Raw genomic sequence first — 22,898 nt, forward strand, 5'->3', positions numbered from 1 at the left:
GCAGGCGCGCCCGGTGGCCGGCATCTGATCACGGTCACGCTTCATTCGGGCGCTTCGAGGTCTCCGGGGCGATGATTTCCTCCCGTTCGGCTTCGCCGGCTTCTCCGCTCCCATCTCTGGAACTCGCTGGCTCCGCGTTCCCATTGAGCTCGTCGAGGATCCTGTCGATCTCCGCCCAGATGCGCGGTTCCACCTGGCCGCGGATCAAGGCCCATTTGCTCAGGACGTCAAGAGGGTCGTGATCTCGGAGAAGGACGGCGAGGCTTGTCCTATCCACAGCCAGGGACGTGCGTGCCTGCCACTGCGTGTTTCGAGTGCGCCGCTCCTCCGCGACTGGCGCGAAGACCGGCGATAGTTGCCAGCCTTTGACTGCACGGCGCAGGGCGGCACGCACCACATGTGCTGGCTCAACACCACAAGTCTCTAGCGCAGCTTCCTGTCGTTCGAGTGCGTTGACTCTGATGTCGATCTTCCGGGTCGGGCTCAATGCGCGCGCCGATACGGGAGCTCTCAGGCTGGTATGCGGGTCAGAGCTTTCCGCGGTGACTTGGTGCGGCGCCACGGTACCTCCTGGCACAAGCTCTGGCTCGTGCCGATCAGCGTCAACGTCAGTGGCTGGGGTGCCTGTCTTTGTTGCTGTGACCTGTGCCTCATCTTCCTTCCCGGGAATCTCGCGGTCACCCTGTTGCAGGGTGGCGGCGTAGGCTGGGTCTGGCCTAGTGATGGTCGGGATCTTTTTGCGCAATCGCCTGTCCTCACGCCGCAAGAATGTTGTTGAGGATGTCCGTCGCCTCCTCGAGCGCCTCGACGACATGACGTACATGTGGACGCATCAGAGGGTTTGGATCAGATTGCTTTTCCAGCGCCAAGGCGTGGAGAAGCCCCTTCTGGTCCATCTCCTTGTAGGTGTTCCGCCTCATCATGACGGTCTCAATCACCGGAAAACGGGTGAGCGCTTCTTCAATCAGGGCGGCGTCAGCACGGGTCGTTTTCGGGTCGACCATGTTGAGGACGACGTGGTGGCGCGGAAGGCTGGAGGGGTCGTCAACGCGGGATTTCAGTTTCTCAAACCAATCAGCTGTCTGCGCTCCGACATCGAAATCAGACGTCGACAGCATGACGGGCGTCACGATGTGGTCCGCAAGCACCGCGATGCCGTCGGACCATTCGGCACCGACCCCTGCGGTATCGATAAAGATGAAGTCTGCCGTGCCTGCCATGTAGACCTGATCGATCTGATCCTCGACACCCGCCACGCTTTCGACGGTGGCCGAGCAGAGAAGCGGCGAACTCAGCCCACCGGCTTCCGCCCGAGCATGCCAGGCCCCGAGTACTCTCGTGCTGTCCGTGTCGATCAACATCACTCTGCGTCCGGCGGCGATCGCGGCGCTGATCAAGGCGCGCGAAAGCGTCGTTTTTCCACTGCCCCCTTTCCGGGCCATCGCTGCGATCACCACAAGATTTTCGTTCGGCATTCTGATCCTCCGCAAAAATAGTGAATCGCAACGATAATACCAAAATGTCGCTAAACGCATGAGGCGGAGGGGTCAAGCATAAGTCGGGATGCGACCCGCGTCTGGCATGCTGCGGACGGCGTTTGGCAATGACCGTGCGACGTCTGCCGTGGCGCCTTCAGCATTCGTCGCGGGGCACCACCCACCCTCCAAATGTCGGGATGCGCTTGGCGATGTGCTGCGGACGGAATGCAGGTGACGGATAGCGCGCTCCAGACGACGGGAGGCAGTCTCGCGTATGTCGTTCTGCGGGTGACGCGAGACGGTCAGCACGCGGCAAAACCCGTCTTGCGGGGTGCAAGAGACGGGGCGCGAAAGACGCGATGCGCGATGCGGAGACCGCATCGCGTGGTGCAATGAGCGCGAGGCGCGATCCATTTGACTAAGGACGGGAAATCGCCCCTGCAGGGCGATTTTCTACATTGAGTACAAGCCCTTATGGCCGACTCCACTTGCGTTGGGAGTCGGCGGACTTGTACGAAGTTGGCAAGAAATAGGAACGTTAACTTCAAAATGCCCCGTCGTCGTAGACTGTCAGAGATCGAGAAATCGACCATCGCCCAGGACCGCCGGAACGGCGCCTCCGCGGCGTCGTTGGCCGCCCATTACGATGTTAGCCTTAAGACGATCTACAACGTGGTGAACCACTGGGGTGAGCGTCAGACAGCGAATGGCAGCCGTTCGCGGGTTGTGGGGATCCGGGTCTCGGACGACGACCTGCGCCGGTTCGACGCGGCGCTGTCGCGGCGCGGGATTGCGCACCGCTCGGATGCCATGCGCCGCCTGATGCTGGCGGCCGAAGGTGTCTTCCTGCCCGACGACGAGATGTGTGACGAGTTGCGCAGCCTTGGCGCCGCGCTCAACCGGGTCGGCAACAACGTGAACCAGATCGCGCGACGTCTGAACGAGGCCAAGGTGCGGGGCGAGAGACTGTCCTACCCGGCCTCAAGTCACCGTGACGTCCGCGCCCTTGCAGGTCTGGTCTTCGATCTGGCCGACCAGGTCCAGGAGATGTCGCGTGCGCGGCGCAGCCTGCTGGACCTTGAGATCAGCTCTGCCCTGGCGGGCCTCGCCGAGAGGGATGAGAATGGCGCGGAGTGACCGGGTCCGTGGCATCGACCCGGCGCTATTTGACCGAGGCTGGAGCCGGGTTTCGGGATCCTGGCAGGGGCTTTCCAAGGGCGCGCAGATGGTTCGCGCCGCGCGCGGCTATTCGCCAGCGATCTTCAAGGCGATCTCGAAAGGGGGCTGCCACACCGGGGCGCAGCTACGGGCGCAGCTCACATATCTCACGACGAAGTCGACCCATATCCTCGACAGCCGCGGCACCCATGACGGGAAGAAGCAGCTCTCGGAAGCCGAGATCAACCGAGTGGCGCGGCGGTTCGAGAACCAGTGGAACGAGCGCTACAGCCCCAAGCTTGGCCATACGTCGCATCTGCTGATGGCATTCCCGGTTGGGACCAGGGGTGAAGAGGTGCGCGATATCACCCAGGCGGTCTGCGAGAAGTTCTTTCAAGGTGAGGGCTCGCAATTCGACTATATTGCTGCAATACACCAAGATCGCGCGCATCCACATGCGCATATCGTTCTGAACCGCCGCAGCAAGGATGGCGAAATGTTCTTTCTCGGGAAGGATCATCACTTCAACTACGACGCCTTTCGCGAGGCGATGGTCGAGGCAGCCCGGGTTCATGGGATCCGCCTTGAGGCGACGCGTCGTCTGGATCGCGGCGTCACGACCTACCGCGCCGAGATCGATGAAATCTACAAGGCCCGCGACGAAGGTCGTCCCCCAGTCGAGCGCCAGAGAACCGGTGCTGACTTGGCGGCCGCACTGGAAACCGTCCGGCACAACGCTTTGATCTATCGCGGGCTCGCGGCGGAGGCGTCCCGTTCGAATTTCGAAGACGTGTCCGAGGCGCTCGAGAGGGCCAGCACCATCCTTGCCAGTGGCGGTCAGATTCAATCTGACGGAGCCATCTACATGTCCCAAGACGAAGCAGCGTTCGACACGCTGATCGCCGAGTTTTCTCAGAACATTCGCCAGATCGAGGCGGCGATCGACAGGGCGCCGGCGGCCGAGAGGCCGGTGATCGAGCGCAAGCTGACCGACGTTCTGGCCTCGGTCGCGCATTTGAACCCGCTCGGGGATCGCTCCGCCGCCCTGGTCGATGCCCCATCCCGGGACGGCATCTATGCAAGGCCGAACTTAAGTGAAGAACACCTCGCGCGTCTTGACGATGGAGAGGTGGCACCAAAGCTGGCCGAGGCGTTGCAAGGCACGGGCATCGACGCCGGGGCTGTGGCCGCGCGCCTGCGGGAGGGGGCAGGCAATGCCGCATTGGAGCGCCAGTGGCTGGCACAGGATCTGCAGGGGATTGCCAAAGCGAGCGACCTCGATCTGGAGAAATCTGCGGACCGGGAAGAAGCGCTCGACCGGCTGGAAGCCGTGCATGTTCGGCTAGGCGATGTTTTGACCGATGTACGCGTCCTGCGCGCGCCAACCGAGGTCGACGAGGTGGATAACGCTGAGGCAGCGCTTGGTGAGCGGTTGACGACACCTGGGAGTGATCTCGCGCAAGATGGGTCCGACATCTTTGCCCCATCGGAGCGGCAGGCGTTCAGAGCGCTGGTGGCGCAGTTCCGCCGGACGGATTTCGATCATCCGTTCTCCGACGACCCGTCCGTCCGGCGGGCAGGTGCCGTGGAGGTGGAAGAGGCCCGCGCCGCGTTCGACGCCTACGCGCAGAGATCTCCGCAACATGCAGAACTGGCCTCAATGGCTTGGGGACAGCTGACCGACGGTCGAATGCCGCCGCAATATGCGGTATCGGAGCAGGACCGCACGCTGCATGCTGGCGACATGGACCTCGCCTTGCGGGATCCTTCGGATCATCTCGGCCCGATCACCGAAGAGCTCCGCACCCTCGCCCGCTATCGCACGGAGATGCCGGATGATGAATTCGGGCAGGCCGTCCAGGACGAAATCAACCACCTTCGTTCGCTCGGCGCGTCGCGTGCCTATATCAGCGAGCGCAGTTTCGAGATTGAGGACCAGGCGCGACAAGACTACGCCGCGCGCCGGTATCTGGAAGAGACCGCCCCAACCGTCATGGCCTTTGTGCGAAACGCCGACGTCGAGGGCCCGCTCTCCGAGTCAGAGCAGCGGGACATCGTCCGGCAGGTCAACGAAAGGCTAAGCCCCGACGCAATAGACGCACTGCGGGCCGGTAACGCGGACGTCCTGGACAAATTCACCGAGGATCCGCTGCGACAGCTGGAACTCGCCAAGACCTATCTTCAAAGCAGCGAGGTCACCGCGCATGGCCTGGCCATGGAGCGCGTTCTCGATGCTCTGGCCGAAGAGCAGATCGAGGCGCAGCGCGCGCGCCACGCCGCGGCACATGGTGAGAAGGGGATCACCCATGGATAAAGGCAAGATTGCCTTAGGAGTGTTGAGCCTCGTGCTGGTCGGTCTCGCCATGGGCTATGTCGTGGCGACCGGCTTTGTCATGTTCCGCTATGGGCTTTCTCCCCCGCGTTTCGACGTCACCCTGCTTGCCCGCGAATATCGGGGTCTGTCTCAGTCCGCACCAATAGACTTCCTCTGGGTGAACCTCATCCTTGGCGGCTTCGGTCTGGCATCGCTGATGCTGAGCGTCACGCTCCTGGGGGATGCATTGACCCGCTTCGGGACGACGCATTGGCAGACCCGCGGTGAGATGAAGAGGAACGGTTTCTTTGCCAGGCCCGGTGGCGGCTTCCTTTTGGGCAAGCTCGGCTCCCCGAAATCCAAGCGCCCGTTCCTAGTCTCAAAAACCTTCCCCCACGCGCTGATCGTGGCGCCTACAGGCCGGGGCAAGGGCGTGGGGTTCGTGATCCCGAACCTGCTGACCTACAAGGGCTCCGCCGTGGTGCTGGACGTGAAAGGCGAGAACTTCCGCGAGACCTCGCGCTTCCGCGCCAGCATGGGGGACAAGGTTTTCCGCTTCGCGCCGACCGACTGGGACCGACCGACACATCGCTATAATCCGCTGGCGCGCATTGCTGCCATGACCAACCCCGACCGGCAGCAGATGGAGTTGAAACTCACCGCGAAGCTCTTCCTGCAGACCGACAATGAAAAGCTGAGCGGGCTTTTGGCCGGGGGTATCGACCTCTTCGTGGCGGCCGGCCTTCTGGCCTTCGAGCGCGGCATGCCGACCATCGGCGAGATCTATCGCATCACAGCCTCGGGGGGCGACAAGCAGAAGGAATATCTGAAGCGCGCGAGGGAGGTGAAGAACACCTCGGCCAAGCTGATCTTCGAGCGCATGGCCTCAACCAACAATGACACCCTCACGTCCTACCTCTCCCTCCTGATGACATCGGGTCTCGACACCTGGGACAACCGCGCGATCGACGCGGCCACCGCGACCTCTGACTTCTCATTCCGGGATATCCGCCGCCGCCCACATGCGATCTATCTTGTGGTCGAATCCGAGATGATCCGCCCGCTTGCCCCGCTGATCCGCCTCTTCTTTTCGGACCTGATTGCCTCGCTGCAAGCACAGGAACCCGGCGATGACGAGCCCTGGCCGGTGATGATCATGCTCGACGAGTTTGACCGGCTCGGGAAAATGCCAATCGTCGCCGAGAGCATCAAGACGCTGCGTTCCTTCGGCGGGAACCTCGCCATCGTGACCCAGACCATCCCCGCGCTGGACGAGATCTATGGTGAAAACACCCGCAGGTCGCTGCAGGGTGGCGCCGGGGTAAAGCTCTACCTCACCCCGTCCGAGCAGAAGACCATCGAGGAATTGAGCCAGGCTGTCGGCAAGACCACCAAGCGTGTGGTGACCCGCTCCCGTGCTGTTGGACGCAATCCATTCGAAGGACGCAGCGTCTCGGAGAGGACAGAAGATACCCCGCTCCTGACCGAGGATGAGGCCCGACGCATGGACCTCGACGAGGTCATCCTCGTAATCGACGCGCAGATGCCGATCCGGGCAAGAAGGGTGAAGTATTTCGAGGACCCGGCGCTCAAGGTGCTGCACGCGGGCCAGTCGGGGAGTTTCCCGTATCCGGACGAGGACGGTCTGCGGCGGGATCGGCAGATGTCCGAGACTCGGGAAACGGTGGAGAGGTTGAAGCAAGAACTGCAGGAAGTGCGGGCGGCTGCGGGACCGCGGGAAGTCGGCCATAATGTGCCTAACGCATCGAAAACTGACCATTTCAGCGCAGCGAAGGCCCGCGGCCGCGCGGCTCGTGCTGCTGCAAGCGGAGGTGGCCAAGGTCAACTGGCGCTGAATTTTGAAGGATTGGGGATCACGAGCGCGGACCGAACGATGCTGGCTTCGGCAGTTCAGACGACAAGGGCGATCATCGCCGAACACCGTTGAATTCTCTACAGCGGACCTTCGCGCAAGGCGCGGCGAATGACGGTTCCGAGCCCTAGGACGTGATGCTGCGAGCTACCCCAATGGCAGCTTTGCGAGTTCCTACCGCTTGCTAGACCAAACCATTGCTGTCTCGTAGCCAGCGGATTCCAGCATCTCGATCTTGGACTTCCATCCTGCCGGACAGACGACAAAGGCCGCTCCCATACCGCGGTTGGCGAACGCCGCCTCGGCCGCGCGCAAAAGCGCATGGGAATCCTCACTACCTAGGTCAAGCGCCACCGGGTTGGCAAGCTCGGGGTGGTAGTAGTCATCAATCACACCCGTCCCGGTTATGTCGTGGGCCGGAGGAAAATGCAGTCGTGAGGCGGGCTGTGCGATGATGTAGCCCTGCAGGTCCTCGGACGGGCCCAGAACCATCATGTCCCGATCTCGGAGCGATAGACTCCGCGTCATCCATGCTGAAAACCGTGGATCCGCTTCGGGATGGCTTTTCCAGAACGGGTCGATGTCAAAAAGAACCTGCCGGTTCTCGGCGCTGCGTGCAACGATACCCGGAACATCTTCTTCCGTCGCTGGGCGAACACCGGCGGGCATTCCCTGATCGCCAAGGTCACTGCGTGACAGATAAAGCGTGAGAGGTTCATACCCGCTTGCCTCGAACGCGGTTCGCCAGACTTCGCCTGCAACGTAGGAGGAAAGTTTGATCCGGGCACCGGCTTGGTGAAGTGCTTCCTCGGCGGCAGCCAGCAAGCCCTCTACAGTGCCGCTTGGTGCTCCGGGTAAAACGAAGGAGTCCGGCAGGATCAGCCCCGGCTCGCCGAACTGGCCTGCATATATCGGGGGCACTGGTAGCAGCATCGCATGAATGACACCCGTGATCTGACCACCATCTTCCGCGACATGCCAAAACTGTTGAAAGGGTTGCCCATCAGCAGTCAGCGCAAATGTCAGCGCCTTTTCGATCAGCGCGGGTGCGTCATCCGCCACCTTCCAGAGGATGGTATCCTCTGCATTGCGTTCTTGCGCATCCAGCACAAGAAGCTCGACCAAGCGTGGGATGTCGCCGGTTGTCGCTGGTCGGATCGTCTGGGTCATCGCTCGGTCTCTTGTAGCTATTCTTGAGTACTGCTTCCCTGCTTGTATTGACCGCCTGAACCAAATTGACAAAGCAGGATGATTCCGTCAGCGTTTAGAAAATCTATCGCCTTTGAGGCATCGAATGAAGAACGTAAATCTGAACGCGCTCCGGGTCTTCTCTGTCGTCGCGTCGCATGGAAATCTGCAACGCGCGGCTGAAGAGCTGAATCTCTCGCGTGGCGCAGTCTCTCAGCGGATCAAGCAGCTCGAAATCGAGCTGGGGGTGGTTCTTCTCGTGCGGGGTGCAAGGGGCGTTTCGCTAACACGTGAGGGCGAGCGCTGCCACTCAGCCATGCAAAAAGCTTTGGCGATCCTCGACACTGCGTTGGTGAGCGTCGGCGAGGTCGGTGATCGCGTCACGCTACACCTTGGTTCGTCCACCGCAACAAAGTGGTTGATGCCTCGGATGGGCGCTTTTGCGACCAAGTTTCCCACCGTTTCCTTGACCACACAGGTTCACGAGCAGATTCTGGCGCGCAGTCTGGGCCGGAACGAGATCGCGATCTGGCCCGGCAAAGCGCATGATACGAATGCAGCCCACGAAACGCGTCGCTTGACCGATATCCGCCTTGTTGCCGTGTGCAGCTCTGATTTCCTGCGACAGGATTGGCCAATGGGGCTGGAGACGTTGCTGACGCTGCCGCTTCTTCAAGACGCGCACCGGCGGTGGGAAAAGCTGATCACGGCAACCGGGCATGGAGACACACACAAGCTGCTCAACTTCGACCGATCTGCCTTGGCTCTCGACGCTGCTATTGGTGGTCACGGTGTTGCCATCGCGCCGACGTACATGGTGGAGAATGATCTCTGGTCAAAGAAACTGGTGGAGATTTGGGTCGATCCCGAGCCCTCAGATGACGGGCTCTATATCTCATGGGCAAAAGATCATTTGGGCCAGACGCGCATCAAGCGGATCGTTGATTGGATCTCTTCGGAGTTCGAGAAAAGCCGACCTTCGATGTGGGATGACGACTGACCGCCTCGTCCCGCATTGTGTGAGTTCATGCACAGTGCGGCGAAAGGCTGCTTTCTCCTTTCTACTCTCGCAAACGTCTTGCCCGTTCCGCCATTCTGACCATCTGCGCGCTTGCCGTTGCCGCAGCGCTCCGCACAGCGGCAGGCGTCTGAACCGCACCTCGCCCAAGCACCTCTCCAGTGGTCAATGCACCGATCCGCGACCTGCCCTTGACACCGGCGGTGTTGAAAAGCCCGCGCATGATCCCGCTCGATCCGGCGAATACGGCGGGCGCTGCCGCCACCATCAGGTTGCCCGAGATCCCCCGCACAATCAGGGGCGTTGCCGCAACGAAGCCCTTGGCCAGGAACACCATCACGAAGAACGGCACCAGCGAGCCGATGTTTGTGGCTGAGTTCGGGTCGCCGAGCTGGGCCAGCAGCGAATTGGCCATGCCGACCACGGTCGAGAACATGGCGGCGATGACGATGGGGTAGAAGGCATAGCTGATCGTGGTTGAGACCCATCTGTGGAAGAAATCCTTGGTCGCGTCAAAGAGCGACAGTGCGATCATGATCGGAGCGAGGCCAAGCATGAGTGTCAGCATCATCTTGGCGAAGATGAGTACGATGCCGGTCATGAAGCCGAGAAGGCTGAGGAGCACCAGGCCAATGCCGCCGAGGATCGCTCCGGTCATCCAGTTGAGGTTGTTGCCGATAGCGTTAAGGTATTGGCTGAACTCTGTAATCAGTCGGTCGAATTCGGCTGCGAAATAGGTAGCGCCCGCCCCGCCGCCTCCGACTGATGAAATCAGTGCGCCCGCCACATAGTCGAGCCCACCAATGACTGCATTTGCGACAGCGTTGAAGTTGGCCCAGTTGAAAGCGAAGATCCCAATCAGCATCAGCTTGATCAGGTACCAGAAGAAACTTGCCCCATCCATGCTGCGGAACTGGAATGCCATGTTGATGCAGACGCCGATCAGCGAAAGCGTGACCATCAGCAGGACGATCGTGCCGGTATTGCTCGCCACGGCTCCGAACTGGGACTCGGCCGCATCGGCGAGGAAGCCGTCGGCGGTTCCAACCATCCAGCTGACGATGCTCATTACCAGTTGCCTTGCGCTTCGCAGATATCCTGGACGGCGCGGGCGATCTGGTTCTGTTCGTTGCGGAGGGCCAATTGGGCTTGAGTGTGCTCCGCTTGGGTGTTGCTCGCGAACTGTTCCTCGTACTCGGTCGAAGCGGCATCCCAAGACGGGAAGCGCACATCACAGCCGCAATCGCCACTTTCGTTGATCGTCTCCCATGACCGCAACTCGTAGAGACGCATCAACGTCAGCGCCTTGTAGGCTTCCCGCGGATTGATTTCGTCCATCCAGGTCGGGCGCGCCGGACGATCGTTGCAAATCCGGTACTTTTGAGGCGACATATCGACTGTGAGATCGTTTGAAACCTGAGGCGAAGTCTGCGCCACAAGGGGGCCCGCCAAGGCGGCAAGCATGAGTGCGAGAATTGGTTTTCGCATCTGGGGGTTCCTTTTTTACTCAGCGGCAACGGAGGGGCTCTTGTTGCCTCTGCCGTCGACCGTGTCGAGGTTCAAATCTGTGGTTTGGCCCGGGAGAAAGAACTCGGTGATTCCGCGCGCGCCTTCATGGCGGCCTGCCTGAATGATCACGTCGATCGAGCCCTCAATATAATCGATCATGTCTGCATAGGTCATCGGCACATCGGTTTTCAGGGCGGCGATGGCGAGGCGGCGAACAGCAAGTTGTGGGGTCTCGGCATGCAGCGTAGTCAGCGATCCACCGTGGCCGGTATTGATTGCCTCGAGAAACGTCATCGCCTCGCGCCCGCGGACTTCGCCTAGGACGATCCGGTCAGGTCGCATGCGAAGCGTTGAGGCCAAGAGCACATCGGCACTGCGGGCATCCGTGTCCCGGTCCGCGATCAACGTCACGGCATTGGGCTGCTCGGGGCGCAGCTCGGCCGCCTCCTCGATGGTGATGATCCGCTCTTCGGGCGGGATCAGCGAAAGGATCTTGCGCGCCGCAACCGTCTTGCCGGTCGATGTACCGCCCGAAACGATCATGTTGAGCTTGTTCTCGACGCAGAAGCGCAGCGCGGCGTCGATGTCGCCGGAGGCAACCACATCGCGCAGCGCGGCGTTTCGTTCGCGCCGCAGACCTTCGAGGCTGCGCTCCTTTCCATAGAGGAAGCCGAGCCGGATTGCCTCCAGCGGCAGGGAGGAGAAGAAGCGCAACGATATTGAAAACCCGCCCTCGACTGCCGGCGGCTGGATCACCTGCGCGCGGATCGGGCGATCTCGATATAGGATCGAGACCGAGACAATGGGCTTCTTCGTGCTGAGCGTCGTCGAGGCGGCCGAGGCGATCTGGTTGCCGAGGTCCTTGATCTCGGTCTGGCTCAGCGGGCTGCCGACACCTCGCATGAAGTGATCGCCCTGGAATTCGCCCCAGACTTGTCCGTCAGGATTGATGCAGATCTCGATCGTGTCGTCGCGCAGGACCTCGGGGCCGAAACGGTCGAGCGACGCTTCCAGATAACTTGCAGCCATGTCAGAAAATCTCGAGGTCACGATCGACCATGACCGTGATCCGTGTACCCTGATCGACATGTATCACTGGCCGGATCGCCAGATAGTCCTGCATCACGCTTTGCGTGCTATCGCGCAGATCCGTGCCGACATCGCTCGCAACATCGGCCGCCGCCTCGCTGTCGATTTGACCCGCCGCAGCCGCAGGCAAGGCGCCGATCAAGGAGATCAGCGCGGCGGAGCCGAAGCGTTGCGCGAAACGGGTGTCGACAGACCCGGTGGTGCCAGTACGGCCAAGTTCGTCTCCACCGAAGGCGCTGATCTGCACGGTCTGATTATCGGGCAAGATGATCCGGTCCCATGCCACCATGACGCGCGATTGGGCAAGTGCGACATCGGAGCGGTAGCGCCCGATCAGCCGCGCGCCGCGCGGGATCAGGATACGCGTTCCATCGAAAGAATGGACGTCTTCCGAGACGATGGCGCGGATCGCGCCGGGCAGTGTGCTGTCGAGGGCCGTCTCTGTCACAGCCTGAATCATGGTGCCCTGAACAACCGTGTTCGATGGGTTCGCGATCACTTCGGCACGTGTCACCTGCGCAGGTTGTGCGCCCGAACGAACAAAGGCTTCATCTGCATTCAAACGTGCGGCTTCCAGCGTGTTCTCCCTATCCGCACCCGCGCCCATCCCGGAGAACGCGATCATAGGAGACGCGATACGCTCTGCGCGGGCCTCAGCTTCGGCTGCGCGCCGCCTTTCGAGTTCGGCCAGCCGCAATTCTTCTTCACTTGGTCCCAATGAGGTCGGCTCTGGTGGTGCAAGCCGTGCAAGTTCCAAGTCCATGCGGAGCTGATCCAATTCGCGGTCCCGCTCGGTCAGCTGCCGCTCGAGGGCACGCTGAGCCTCGGCGGATGCTTCCTGTAAGGTGGCAATTTGCGCCGTCAGGTCCGCAATCGCCTGCTCCGCCCCGCTATCCGCGGCCTCGGCCGGTCTTGCGCGCAGTTCCTCGAGTTCCGCTCTCAATGTCGCAAGACTTTCCATCAGCGCGAGTTCCGACTCGCTCGGACCTGTGTCCGCAGGCGGGGCTTGGCTGGGCTCCGGGGCAGAAATCGGCGCCAGATCTCCGAATCCGGGGCCGCTGCTCTGGAACTCCTCCGGCGCGGCGGTCGCCATTGGCGCTTCTGCCGACGGCTGCAGGGCGGCCCACGCCAGACCGCCTGCTGCCGCGATGCCGACGACCCCAAGGATCGCGGCAAGCGGCGCAGGCCGCTTGTTGGCCTTCGCTTTGCCTGTCGAGCCTTCGAGAGCCGCGAGGCGCGCGGCGAGGTCTTCCGTACCTGCGGTCATGATGTGGCCTGTCCTGCGTCCTGGACGCAAATCACCTCTTCGCCAAGGCGAAGGACCCATTGTCGGTTGACGCCGGACACGCGGATGACGCCGTCACTCAAGGCCTGGCTGTTCACCGCGCGTTCCCTGCCGTTCGAATATCGGAAGATGGCGGGCACCGGCGCATTCCGTGCGAACCGGAAATACGTGAAGGTACCATCATCCCAGATGGCCGTCGGCGTGAACTCTTCTCGGGCACTGACCGCATAGTTCGCGTTCGGCGCATCGGCCGCAACCGCCCTGGTGGGTTGCACGCGGTTTTCAGGATAGCGGAACTGCACGACATAATGCGGCGTCTCCCGGGCTTCGACGACATGGAAGTAGTAGGAGCGGCGGTTGGTGTAGACGGTGATGTTGGTGGCGACGCCAGATGCTGTCGGCTTGATGGCGAAGGCACGGCCACCCGGGACACCGTCGAATTGAAACCCGACCGTATCGCCGGCGATGATCGAGCGGATAGTGTCACCCTCACCGAATTCGACTGTGGTGACGCGGGTCAGAGTCGTGACGACACGGTAAACCTGGCCTTCAGTCCAGGTCGCGACGCGCACGCGATTGTCATGAGAGCCTGGACGGGGCGTAGTTTCGGCCAAAGCAGTCGTTCCCGCGAACGCGAGAATACTGGCGGCCAGCAGCGCAGAGATTGGAGTGCGAGTCATTCGGAACGGTCCGATCGGATGGCATATTGGGTAACGGTGAAACCGAAAGGGTTTTGCCAAACGTCGTCGATCGCGCGGGTCCGCTCGGGCCGGAATTCGAACATCAACGTGGCAGTGAACGATCCATCCTGTACCCCTTGCGGGCTTGTCAGGCGCTTTCTGAGCCGCACCTGGGCGCGGTTATCGCCAATAAGGGTGATCGATGCGATCTCGACAGCCATCTCGGCCGCAGCCCCGTAACGCGTCGGCGGATAGTTCTCCTGACCCGATGTCCACATCGCGCGCATGCTGGCCTCGGCCGACCCGGAAGACTGTGCCAGGACACGGCGGACACGAAGATCGTTGTCGAGCTGGTTGTAGGTTTCGCGGTCGAGAATGTAGCGGTAGATTTGCGCTTCGATCACGGCAGGGCGTTCGGCGAGCGACACGGTTTCAACCGTGGCATTGGGAAGCGCCAGCCCGGTCGCGGGATCGTAGGGGACAACCATGGGAGGCGGCGTCTCGACCATCAGCGCGACAGCCGCAGCTGTCAAACAGCCGAATACACCAAAGCCTGCTCCAGAAATCCCGATCATCCGCCAAAGCTGTTCCCGGCGCAGGGCACCGTAGACAAGTTCCTCTTCCACGAGTTCGCGCGCAGTCATCACCCCTGCCCTACTCATGGCTCAAGGTCCGGCAGGGTGAAGTCCATGTACCGGCGCTCTTCGGCAACGGTGGCAGCATCGACCACGCCAGCATTTCCCGCGCCAAGGGTCTGGATTGCTTCCAACTCCCACATGCGTGTCATGGCGATGGCGAGCTCTGCTGTAACGCGGGTATTGTGGTCCATGGAGGCTTTCAGATCCTCCATGTCCGGGATCATCTCGACCAGACGTTCAACCCGCTCGAGGGACTGTTCGGCCTCGGCATGACTGTTCTGGGCAGCTGCGGACATGACGGCCCCTGTGGTTGCGCGGGTGGCCACGCCTTCCGCCCCTGGACTGCCGCTGGTGGCAATCTCGCGCAGGGAATCTTCGTCAAAACCGGCACTTGCCAGCGCCGCTTCCATCTGGGTGCGCATTGGGCCTGCATTAGGGCCGATGAGGCTGCTCCAGTCGCCCGCCTGGATGCCCCGGATCAGACCGGGAATATCTTCAAAATTCGCCTCGAGCAGGTTGTCCAGATCCCCGCCCATCGCAAGGCCGAGGATGCTGCGCGGTCCGGTGAGTGAGGCATACATCTCGTTCAGCTGATCGAGCTGACTTTGCAGCATGTCCAGTTGCTCCAACGCATTGTCCAGAAGATCGGTCTGGATCCCGAAATCCTGCAGCATCTGTTGAAGCTGGCGGATTTCCTGAGCAATGTTCTGGGTGTCCACCGTGGGCACACCCTGTGCCGCGACAGGTCCGGTGACATTGAGGGCAAGCGCGAGAGCGATGCTACCGGCGAAAAGGGAACGGGGCAGGCGCAGGTTCAACGCAAATCCTCCTGACTGAAATCCATGTATTGCCGCTCGACAGCTTGCGCTGCCGCCAAGGCGATCTGCTCGGCGCTGAGTGGCTCGGTTCGGGCGGCCTTGATCCGGGTCCGGATTGCGACCAGCCGGGCCAGTTCGGCCCGGGCATAGGTGTTGAGCGCGATGGCCTCGTGGAGATCCTCGGTCTCACCGATGCGGGTGATGATGTCCTGAACCCGCAGGGCGGCGGCACGGACCGAAACCAGCGAATAGTCACCATAGACCCCTGCGCCGTGGGCCGAGAGGCTGAAACTCGCGTTGGCGAGGAGCACAGGGTCGATGGTGCCGAGCGCGTCGATGCCGCCCACAGCCGCGAGGTAGCTGTTGTACTGCTGCGGGATCACCACGACATAATGCTGGGTTTCCGCGAAGGGTGGCACACCGCCATAATCCTGCACATTGCCCGGCCCGGCGTTATAGGCGGCGAGCGCATGGATAATGTTGCCATCGAACATGTTCAGCATTTGTGCGAGGTATCGCGCACCGCCGGTGACCTGCAGATAGGGATCGTCGTAATAGGCCGGGTAGATCCCGAGATCGCCCGCGGTACCGGGCATGATCTGGGTAAGTCCGAAGGCACCCACGGGTGAGCGTGCCCCGATCTGGAAACGGCTTTCCTGCCAGATCAGCGCCTGCAAGAGACAGCGCCATTGCACGAGCGAAAGACCTGCGCGGCCGACCCCGGACAGACTGTGAGTGTCGCGTGCTGCGCGGATGATCAGCTCCTCGATCCCCTCCCGGGCATCGCCGAACATCCGCGCTGCCGCTGGATTGGTGTCCTCGGGCGCATAGAGACTGGCGGCCGCGCTTTCGACGTCGTCTACCGCCCCCTGCCCCGCCTCGAGCCCGGCCACGGTTCCGGCCACGTCTCCAGCACCAAGCGACATGGCATCCATCAGCCCTTCGAGGGAGGCGAGTTGCTGGCGCTCGATTTCGGCCAGTTCCTCCTCGCGGCTTAGCCGGTCCTGCTGCAGTGCCAGGTCCCGATCGGTCTGCTCAAGGATGGCCTGCCGCTCTGCGAATAGGCGCAGATCGAAGGTCGGCACGCCTTGGGCGACCGCTGGCCCCGCCGTGGGACCTGCCAGCGCAAGGCCGATCATCGAGAGAGGAAGCCAGGTCCGCATTGGCTCAGCCGCCCGCCCCCAAGAGGGCGAAATCGCAGGCCGTGTCGCGGCGCGTAACCTCCGCCCCCATGGTCGAGATCGTGGCGGTGGCGGTTCCTGCCTGCGCAGGAGCCTCGCGAAAATTGAAGCAGTTGGCTTGCGGGGGGTTATGCTGCGCACAGGCTGTCAGGGTCAGGCCGAGCCCGAGCAGCACGACGCTGCGAATGATGGTACGGGTCATGTCACTCTCCAGAAATCAGGACGTTCGCGATAATCGGCGCCGACAAGCGCTTCGCCCTTCTCCATTCCGCCAAGGATGGTCACGAGCGGGCCGAGCGCGCTGAGATCGGCATCGATCACGACGGAACCACGGTCGTCGCGTACAAGCGCGAGCCGCGAGGCCGAGCCGACGCCCAGAAGCACGTCGAGCTCTTTCTCGGTCAGGCCGAGCATCGCGTAGTCAGCGGCGGAAGCACGAATGTTGGGCAAGAGCACCTGCGTCGGCACCGCTTCCACGATGGTCTTGCCGGTGCGCGTGCGCTCGAGCTGGCTGGCATATTGCGTCATCATCACGACGACGGCGTTCTGCTTGCGGGCGGTCACCAGCCAGTTGCTGAGTCGCTCCGCGAAGTAGGCGTTGTCGAGGGCTTTCCATGCCTCGTCGATGACGATGATGGTGGGCTTGCGGTCCTCGATCACCCGCTCGACCCGACGGAAGAGGTAGGACAGGACCGCCATGCGTTCCCGCTCGCTCTCGGAATCGAGGATGCCGGTGAGGTCAAAGCCCGCGACGTCTCCATCGATGCTGAAACTGTCCTCGGCATTGGCCCCGAAGATCCAGCCATAGCGGCCCTCGGCCGTCCATTCCTGCATACGCTCGAAGAGATCGCCCTCGTCATCGGTCGAGACCAGCAGCGAGGCGAAATCTGACCAGTTCCGCAGGCCCGCATGTCCTGCGCTGGCGTTCTGGCGCACGACTTCCTGCAGTCGGTTGGTCTGAACCGGGGTTAGCGGTCGATCGCGCCGCTCCAAGAGGCTCGCGAGCCAATCAGCAAGCCATGCCTGGCCCCGCATGTCGATCTCGGTCTGGAGCGGATTGAGGCCCGTGGGGCGCCCCGCCCGCACGGTCGAATAGCTGCCGCCGAGCGCGCGGACGGCCATCTCCATCCCCGCGCGATAGTCGAATACGAAGACCCGCGCACCTGCCCGCCGTGCCATGGTCATCAGGAAAGCCGCCAGGACGGATTTGCCGGAGCCGGGACGGCCGAGGATCAGCGTGTGGCCACCTGTTGGCTCACGATCCGGTGCGCCCTGTTCGTGGAAGTTGAAGCGGAAGCCACTGCGCTCTGGCGTCGGGAAAAGCGTGATCGGCACGCCCCAGGGCACTTCCCGACCAGTCTTGCCGAGCGGGGTGCGGTGGAAAGTGGCGAGATCGGCGAAGTTGTGGTTCGTGATTGCGGCCTTTCGGCTGCGCGCCCCGGTGTTCCCGGGATGCTGCGCCATGAAATGCGCCCGCCCCCCGAAGGCTTCCGAGATCAGGTTGATGCCGGAGGTGGCCGAGATATTGCGGATCTCGGCCGCGATGTCGTCGAGTGCCGCTTGGGTCCGCGCATAGACCGCCACCGTCATATGATGTTCGCCGAAGATCAGGCGTTTCGATTCCAGATCGTCCTGCGCGAGTTCCAGTTCCTGGGCGAGACTAACGGCTCCGTCATTGGCGGCCTGCATTAGCCGCAGCTGCCGCTTGATCCGGCCCGCCATGATGTTGGCGTTGATCGGCACAAAGGAGTGCGTGACTACCATGTCGACGGGCAGATTCAACTCGTCGAGCATCAGGCTATCGGTCTTGGCGGGGTAGTTCTTCACCGCAAAGAGCGCACCGAGCTTGTCGCCGACGGCACCATCGGACAGCGCAATGGTCGGGCCGCGGAAGGTGACCCGGGTATTGGCCACGTCCTCGGCGATCACACCGAGGCGCGACCGGGGGAAGAGCGGGTGCTCCTCGCCTGTGTTGAGTGAACCGAGGAAGCCCAGAAGCTCGCCGGTGCTTGCGGCCAGCAGGCGGGGCTTCAGCTCATCGAAGGACGACAGCAGAAAACCCACAACCTCGTCGAGCTTGCGCAAGCGGCGGGTGGTGTCCGCCGCATGCCGGGCGCGCGACGCGCCCAAGCCGAAGGGCAGACGGCTGCTCGCCTCGGGGCGCTTCAGCACGGTCAGGGTCAGCGTCTTGTCGCGCAAGCCAGCGCGGCCGAGATGCGCGTGCCATCGTTTGTCGACGGCGGCAGCAAACCCCTCGCCCGGTATGGGCGGCAGGGTCACATCGACCGCTTTCGAGACCTTGTGCAGGTAGAATGAGAACTCGGTCCCGACCTGCGCCACGATGCCAGCCAGCAACCCTCCGATCCGGTCGAGATGCCCGTCCTCGCTCGTGGTGCTGTTCACCCCCTCGAGCCTGATGCACTGCATCAGCTCGTTGCCGCGTGTCCGGATCGTCCGGTCGGTCACGAGGCTCACGTAGGGCAGCATCGACGAGAGCCGCTTCTCGCCCTTGACCCATGCGGGCAGCGCAGTCAGCGGATCGAGCGCCTCTGCGACGTCATTGGTAAGTCCATCACGGGGCATAGCTGTCGCCTCCGTGCAGCTTGCGGTTCGTCGTGGGCGGGGTTTCCTGCAAGGTGATCACCAGGACATCGAGGAAGTTCGGATCCCAGTCCGCGGCCTTCCAGAGCGCCGGCCAGGCCAGCCCCGCGAAGACGGCCACCACCCAGCTCTGCACCCAGAGGAACAGAAGCGTCGAACCGAAGAGCCAGACCATGGCGTACATGATCGGCAGGCCCATCAGCTTGGGTGGCCTGAGAAGACCGATGAATACGCGGGACTGGTCAGCCATGGATGGAGCTCAGGTGGTCCAGATGGCGGCGACGATGGTGGGTGCTGCGGCGATGCCCGCGATTGCAACCACGACCCAAAGCGCCTGACGAAAGTCGAGGATGCCAAAGAGCCAAGAAAGGAACACCCCGATCAGTGCGAGCGTGCCAATCACGATCCCCAAGGGACCGGTGATCGCATCGACAATGCCTTGAAGCAGGGTCTGTACCGGCGAGAGGTCGATGCTCTGTGCAAGCGCTGGACCTGCCAGCACGATAAGGGCCATCGCGCCGAGCGCGACGATCGAAGGTCTCGATGTCATGAAAGATCTCCTCTGAGCCGCTCAAACACGGCAGTCACACGGGCCACATGCCCTTGGGTTTCTCGAAAAGGGGGGATGCCGCCGTGGCGTGTGACCGCCTCAGGGCCAGCGTTGTACGCCGCAAGGGCCAGAGAGCCCTCGCCGAACTGGTCGAGCATCATCAGCAAGTAGCGGGCTGATCCGTCGAGGTTCTGCGCAATGTCATGTGGGTCCACGCCGAGGTCGCGGGCGGTGTCCGGCATAAGCTGGCCAAGGCCTATGGCACCGACAGGGCTACGTGCAGCCGGATTGTATGCGCTCTCGACTTGCCCGGTAAAGGAGCGCCCAATCAGTGACTGAAAGCCCTGCGCGACGCAGCGCACCATGCCCGGCATACCGCAAAGCCGTGGTCTCGATCGCATGGAGGATTTCTGGGGTGGCGCGGGCGGCGGATCGAGCCGGGATCGCTGTCTCGCTCGTTGCGTCAGGAACGCGAGGTTCTGCGAAGAGAAAAAGGCGCCCGTTTGTCTCTTGAGAAGTGGAAATCAATTGGCCGTCTGGGCCAACCGAAAAGATGAAACCGTCGGAGGGGGCCGGGGGCGCGGAACAAACGCCTGTACCCAAAGCAACGACGAGTGCAGTCGCGCGGTCAGCTGCCTTTGACCGGAGGCGCGGCGTGGCGCTCGCGGCCACCTTCTTCAAGTGGGATGCTAGCGGTCGTACAGCCCATGTCGGCCAGGAAACTGACAAGGCCAACGATGGTTTTGAAGTCGCGGAGCTTGAGGACGCTTCGGCTGGTGACGAGCATCTTATCGTCACGCCCATCAGTGGCGACGGCGCGGATGACCCACGAGCCGTACCAGCTGTTATGGCGCTTCTCTGCTCTCTCCTTGCAGACCACCTCAATGAGGTAGCCCTCGGCGAGCAAGCCGCGCAGTCCGTCTTCTGTAACCACATTCGGGGCTTCTTCTATCATGGCCTTCCCTTGGGTCCTTGTTCTGCCTGGGTGCAGTATCAGGCCCACGGGGTCGCAACACCGTGAGCGATACAAAACAACATTAATGATAGCAAGGCAATAATAACGTGTTGACGAAGTTCGCCTTGCTCCGATAACGGTGATAGCCGACAGAATGATAATCTTAAAGGCGGCAAAGGAGTTTTGCCCTGCGGTTGTTTATTGCGCGCAACGCACCGTTGCTGTTCGCGTTCCTGCTTGGAAGCATGCCGATAGCCGCGGCAGCAGATTGCGTGCCTCCCGAACGACCGTTCTTGCCCCAGTCGCAAGAAGACATGCGTGCCTACGCCGATCTGATCAGAAGCGATTTCGAGACCTACATTGACGATGTGCAGGACTACTTCCGTTGTCTCGACGCCGAGCGCGTGGTGTGCCCCCATCGGGTGGTCCGGTTTGATTTTTAGTGCATTGTAGGTCTCTGGTCCATCGGGACGACGCTTTTCGGCGCGGGTGGGCGGTAACCCAGAGCGCTGTGCGGCCTGACAGTGTTGTAGTGATCTCGGCAAAAGCCGTGAGGTTTTTAGTAGCCTGGTCGGCCGCAAAGTTGGCGAAGTCGGTCACCCCCCCCTATAATTGTGAACGGCGGAGCAATACTCGGCCACGGTAGCAGCGCCGCTGTGGTGTCGCGGGCGGCGTAAAAGTCGGCCACGTTTGCCCTTTCGGATTTCGGGAGGGCTTGGGGATATTCACCGTGGACTTGTATTTGAAGGTGCGTCGGGCTCACTTCCAAGATGGCTTGAGCGGGCGCCAGATTGCCCGGGATCTCGGTATCAGCCGGGACAGTGTTGCGAAGATGTTGGCCTATTCGGAGCCGCCTTGGTATCAGCGGATGGCGCCGATCCGGCGGCCGAAGCTGGATCCTTTCACGGATCAGATCGACCAGTGGCTTGCCGAGGACAAAGCTCGTCCCCGCAAGCAGCGTCACCCAGCCAAGCGCATCTTCGAGCGGTTGCGGGATGAGTGTGGGTTTGATGGCGGCTGAGTTCCTGATCTTGTTTGTCGGAGGTATCGGTTCGCTCATGCAAGCCAACGACTACGCTGGATTCACGAGATGAACCTCTTGACGAATTTGAGCGACAGAGCCGCGGGAAACCGCACTGCCAATAGCCGTTTCAATCGGCGCGGCGGGAAACGACTGCGATCGCAAACTCCACCAAATAATCATTGAGAGCCAGCGAAGCTAAATGTGCCGCGTCTCTATCGCCATCGGCGATCGCGTTCAAAATCCGGCGGTGTAGGTCACGGCCACGACCAACTTCGAGGGCTTCGTCACGCACGTGCACGACCCAAAAACGACGCGATAACCCTTGTAACGGCAACATGATTGAACCGAGATATTGGTTGCGCGCGGCGTCGATGATCAAACCATGAGTGTCTCGGATTGTGTTCGTGTATTCTTGCAAGGTGAAGTCTTGATTCATCACGTCAGCAAGTCTGCACATCGCTTGGCGTTGGTTTTCATCCGCCCGCTTGCAGGCTAATTCTACCGCCAAGACCTCGACCGCCCGTCTGACTTCCAGTCGACTGAGTTGGTCCTCTACGGTGATCGCAGGAATTTCGATTCCTTTGCTGGCGTGAATGCGAATCATGTAGCTCGGAGCTAGGCGGTGGATCGCTTCGCGGACCGGTGTTCGGCCCAATCCAGTAAGATCCACTAAGACCTTTTCCGAAATCATCGTTCCCGGAGCAAGTTGCCCTGTCTCAATCATTCGTTGAAGAAGTTCAATGGCTTGCTGTGTCTTGTTGGCCATTCAAAGCGGTCCTTACATCCCAGTTAGACAATTCCATATCACTGAAAGCTTGACATATCACCAATATATCGGAGGTATATTTATTGAGTTTACCCAGTCAAGCAGAAGGAAGTTTGATGAAATACGCACCCGGTTCCGAGTCGTGCCCCCTCCCGTTTTCGCCCTTCAAAGCTTGCACCGTGCCGCGCCCGATTGGATGGTTGTCGAGCATCAGCGCAACCGGCGTAGAAAACATCGCGCCTTACAGCCAATGGAACAACCTGACGTTTGATCCTCCGATGGTGATGTTTGCGGCCAACCGCTATCCCGATGGGCGGCGCAAGGACACGGTGATCAATGCCGAGGAAACAGGGTGGTTCGCTTGGAACCTGGCGACATACGACCTGCGCGAGGCCGTGAACATCAGCGCAATGGCGCTTGCGCCGGACGAAAGCGAATTTGACCGGATTGATGTGACACGGGTCTACGCCGAAAATGGCGGCGTGCCGATGGTCAAGGAGAGCCCCTGCAAGTTTGAGTGCCGTTATCTCAGCACCCACACACAGAAGGGCAACTCATCCATGGGCACAGTGGATGTGGTGTTTGCTCAGGTTGAACTGATTCATATCGACGATCAGTTCATCCAAAGCGATGGTCGTCTTGATATCGCCGCGATCCAGCCAATCGCGCGACTTGGGTATTTTGACTACACCGTCGTGCGCGAAACTTTCGAAATGCGCGTGCCGGGGTCCGATAAAGATGCCCGCGCCGGTCTGGAAGGCCGCGCCTAATCA

At 61.5% G+C, this 22,898-nt stretch carries 23 protein-coding genes and 3 pseudogenes; 7 read left to right on the top strand and 19 right to left on the bottom strand.

Going from position 1 to position 22,898, the window contains the following annotated elements; genetic code table 11:
* Window positions 1-34: 34 nt before the first annotated feature.
* Together IF204_RS19070 and IF204_RS19075 are read right to left on the bottom strand one after the other, a co-directional pair.
* Window positions 35-745: a hypothetical protein gene (locus IF204_RS19070; RefSeq protein ID WP_194098659.1), complete on the bottom strand. Its 711-nt coding sequence runs from the start codon at window positions 743-745 to the stop codon at window positions 35-37.
* A 10-nt stretch (window positions 746-755) separates the two neighbouring features.
* Window positions 756-1,475 carry a ParA family protein gene (locus IF204_RS19075; RefSeq protein ID WP_119400502.1) on the bottom strand — a complete coding sequence of 240 codons (720 nt, stop codon included), beginning with the start codon at window positions 1,473-1,475 and terminating at the stop codon, window positions 756-758.
* 552 nt (window positions 1,476-2,027) lie between these two features.
* Here IF204_RS19075 and mobC point away from each other — a divergent pair.
* From mobC to IF204_RS19090, 3 genes are read left to right on the top strand one after another with little or no spacing between them, the layout of a single operon-like run.
* On the top strand, window positions 2,028-2,615 hold the full coding sequence (mobC, locus tag IF204_RS19080) for a plasmid mobilization relaxosome protein MobC (protein WP_088652773.1): 588 nt from the start codon (window positions 2,028-2,030) through the stop codon (window positions 2,613-2,615).
* Window positions 2,602-4,950: a relaxase/mobilization nuclease domain-containing protein gene (locus tag IF204_RS19085; RefSeq protein ID WP_194098660.1), complete on the top strand. Its 2,349-nt coding sequence runs from the start codon at window positions 2,602-2,604 to the stop codon at window positions 4,948-4,950. The genes mobC and IF204_RS19085 overlap by 14 nt, the downstream gene beginning before the upstream one ends.
* Window positions 4,943-6,898 (top strand): type IV secretory system conjugative DNA transfer family protein, encoded by a 1,956-nt coding sequence (locus IF204_RS19090; protein ID WP_194098661.1) that lies wholly within the window; start codon window positions 4,943-4,945, stop codon window positions 6,896-6,898. Before IF204_RS19085 ends, IF204_RS19090 begins: the two co-directional genes overlap by 8 nt.
* Window positions 6,899-6,997: 99 nt before the next feature.
* Here IF204_RS19090 and IF204_RS19095 read toward each other — a convergent pair whose 3' ends face one another.
* Window positions 6,998-7,993, bottom strand: a complete 996-nt coding sequence (locus IF204_RS19095) for a GNAT family N-acetyltransferase (RefSeq protein WP_194098662.1) — start codon at window positions 7,991-7,993, stop codon at window positions 6,998-7,000.
* 124 nt (window positions 7,994-8,117) lie between these two features.
* On the opposite strand from IF204_RS19095, the gene IF204_RS19100 reads away from it, so the two are divergent.
* On the top strand, window positions 8,118-9,011 hold the full coding sequence (locus tag IF204_RS19100; RefSeq protein ID WP_194098663.1) for a LysR family transcriptional regulator: 894 nt from the start codon (window positions 8,118-8,120) through the stop codon (window positions 9,009-9,011).
* Between the two features lie 61 nt (window positions 9,012-9,072).
* On the opposite strand, the gene IF204_RS19105 is transcribed toward IF204_RS19100, so the two are convergent.
* From IF204_RS19105 to IF204_RS19170, 14 genes and pseudogenes are all read right to left on the bottom strand, one after another.
* Entirely contained in the window at window positions 9,073-10,098 is a 1,026-nt protein-coding gene (locus IF204_RS19105; protein ID WP_194098664.1) for a type IV secretion system protein, read from the bottom strand.
* Window positions 10,098-10,517 carry a hypothetical protein gene (locus IF204_RS19110; RefSeq protein WP_127109585.1) on the bottom strand — a complete coding sequence of 140 codons (420 nt, stop codon included), beginning with the start codon at window positions 10,515-10,517 and terminating at the stop codon, window positions 10,098-10,100. Before IF204_RS19110 ends, IF204_RS19105 begins: the two co-directional genes overlap by 1 nt.
* 15 nt (window positions 10,518-10,532) lie before the next feature.
* Entirely contained in the window at window positions 10,533-11,567 is a 1,035-nt protein-coding gene (locus tag IF204_RS19115) for an ATPase, T2SS/T4P/T4SS family (RefSeq protein ID WP_194098665.1), read from the bottom strand.
* Between the two features lies 1 nt (window position 11,568).
* Complete coding sequence (locus IF204_RS19120; RefSeq protein ID WP_194098666.1) at window positions 11,569-12,894, bottom strand: TrbI/VirB10 family protein; 1,326 nt, start codon at window positions 12,892-12,894, stop codon at window positions 11,569-11,571.
* Window positions 12,891-13,592: a TrbG/VirB9 family P-type conjugative transfer protein gene (locus IF204_RS19125; RefSeq protein ID WP_194098667.1), complete on the bottom strand. Its 702-nt coding sequence runs from the start codon at window positions 13,590-13,592 to the stop codon at window positions 12,891-12,893. Before IF204_RS19125 ends, IF204_RS19120 begins: the two co-directional genes overlap by 4 nt.
* Window positions 13,589-14,236 (bottom strand): virB8 family protein, encoded by a 648-nt coding sequence (locus IF204_RS19130; RefSeq protein ID WP_194098668.1) that lies wholly within the window; start codon window positions 14,234-14,236, stop codon window positions 13,589-13,591. The genes IF204_RS19125 and IF204_RS19130 overlap by 4 nt, the downstream gene beginning before the upstream one ends.
* Window positions 14,237-14,250: 14 nt before the next feature.
* A complete protein-coding gene (locus tag IF204_RS19135; protein ID WP_194098669.1) occupies window positions 14,251-15,048 on the bottom strand; it encodes a type IV secretion system protein in 798 nt (265 codons plus the stop codon).
* Window positions 15,045-16,211, bottom strand: coding sequence for a lytic transglycosylase domain-containing protein (locus IF204_RS19140; protein ID WP_194098670.1), 1,167 nt, complete (start codon window positions 16,209-16,211; stop codon window positions 15,045-15,047). Before IF204_RS19140 ends, IF204_RS19135 begins: the two co-directional genes overlap by 4 nt.
* 4 nt (window positions 16,212-16,215) lie before the next feature.
* Window positions 16,216-16,431: a hypothetical protein gene (locus IF204_RS19145; RefSeq protein ID WP_194098671.1), complete on the bottom strand. Its 216-nt coding sequence runs from the start codon at window positions 16,429-16,431 to the stop codon at window positions 16,216-16,218.
* The gene (locus tag IF204_RS19150) at window positions 16,428-18,812 is read right to left on the bottom strand and encodes a VirB4 family type IV secretion/conjugal transfer ATPase (protein WP_194098672.1); all 2,385 of its coding nucleotides are present in this window, start codon (window positions 18,810-18,812) and stop codon (window positions 16,428-16,430) included. Before IF204_RS19150 ends, IF204_RS19145 begins: the two co-directional genes overlap by 4 nt.
* Window positions 18,802-19,080, bottom strand: a complete 279-nt coding sequence (locus IF204_RS19155; protein ID WP_009574151.1) for a type IV secretion system protein VirB3 — start codon at window positions 19,078-19,080, stop codon at window positions 18,802-18,804. The genes IF204_RS19150 and IF204_RS19155 overlap by 11 nt, the downstream gene beginning before the upstream one ends.
* A 9-nt stretch (window positions 19,081-19,089) precedes the next feature.
* The gene (locus IF204_RS19160) at window positions 19,090-19,380 is read right to left on the bottom strand and encodes a TrbC/VirB2 family protein (RefSeq protein ID WP_054540759.1); all 291 of its coding nucleotides are present in this window, start codon (window positions 19,378-19,380) and stop codon (window positions 19,090-19,092) included.
* A pseudogene (locus IF204_RS19165) lies at window positions 19,377-20,052 on the bottom strand (lytic transglycosylase domain-containing protein). Before IF204_RS19165 ends, IF204_RS19160 begins: the two are co-directional and overlap by 4 nt.
* Window positions 20,009-20,335, bottom strand: a complete 327-nt coding sequence (locus IF204_RS19170) for a hypothetical protein (protein WP_010138156.1) — start codon at window positions 20,333-20,335, stop codon at window positions 20,009-20,011. The pseudogene IF204_RS19165 and the gene IF204_RS19170 overlap by 44 nt, the downstream one beginning before the upstream one ends.
* Before the next feature lie 194 nt (window positions 20,336-20,529).
* Between IF204_RS19170 and IF204_RS19175 the strand changes: the two genes are divergently transcribed.
* Window positions 20,530-20,778: a hypothetical protein gene (locus IF204_RS19175; protein WP_407658950.1), complete on the top strand. Its 249-nt coding sequence runs from the start codon at window positions 20,530-20,532 to the stop codon at window positions 20,776-20,778.
* Here IF204_RS19175 and IF204_RS19180 read toward each other — a convergent pair.
* A pseudogene (locus IF204_RS19180) lies at window positions 20,775-20,876 on the bottom strand (integrase core domain-containing protein); the annotation flags it as partial. The gene IF204_RS19175 and the pseudogene IF204_RS19180 sit on opposite strands and share 4 nt — an antisense overlap.
* A 189-nt stretch (window positions 20,877-21,065) precedes the next feature.
* On the opposite strand from IF204_RS19180, the pseudogene IF204_RS19185 reads away from it, so the two are divergent.
* A pseudogene (locus IF204_RS19185) lies at window positions 21,066-21,353 on the top strand (IS21 family transposase); the annotation flags it as partial.
* A 133-nt stretch (window positions 21,354-21,486) separates the two neighbouring features.
* Here IF204_RS19185 and IF204_RS19190 read toward each other — a convergent pair.
* Window positions 21,487-22,125, bottom strand: a complete 639-nt coding sequence (locus tag IF204_RS19190) for a GntR family transcriptional regulator (RefSeq protein WP_194098673.1) — start codon at window positions 22,123-22,125, stop codon at window positions 21,487-21,489.
* Between the two features lie 116 nt (window positions 22,126-22,241).
* Between IF204_RS19190 and IF204_RS19195 the strand changes: the two genes are divergently transcribed.
* A complete protein-coding gene (locus IF204_RS19195) occupies window positions 22,242-22,895 on the top strand; it encodes a flavin reductase family protein (protein ID WP_194098674.1) in 654 nt (217 codons plus the stop codon).
* The last annotated feature ends 3 nt before the right edge of the window (window positions 22,896-22,898 follow it).

It is taken from the genome of Marivivens aquimaris (assembly GCF_015220045.1).
GTDB classification, from domain to species: domain Bacteria; phylum Pseudomonadota; class Alphaproteobacteria; order Rhodobacterales; family Rhodobacteraceae; genus Marivivens; species Marivivens aquimaris.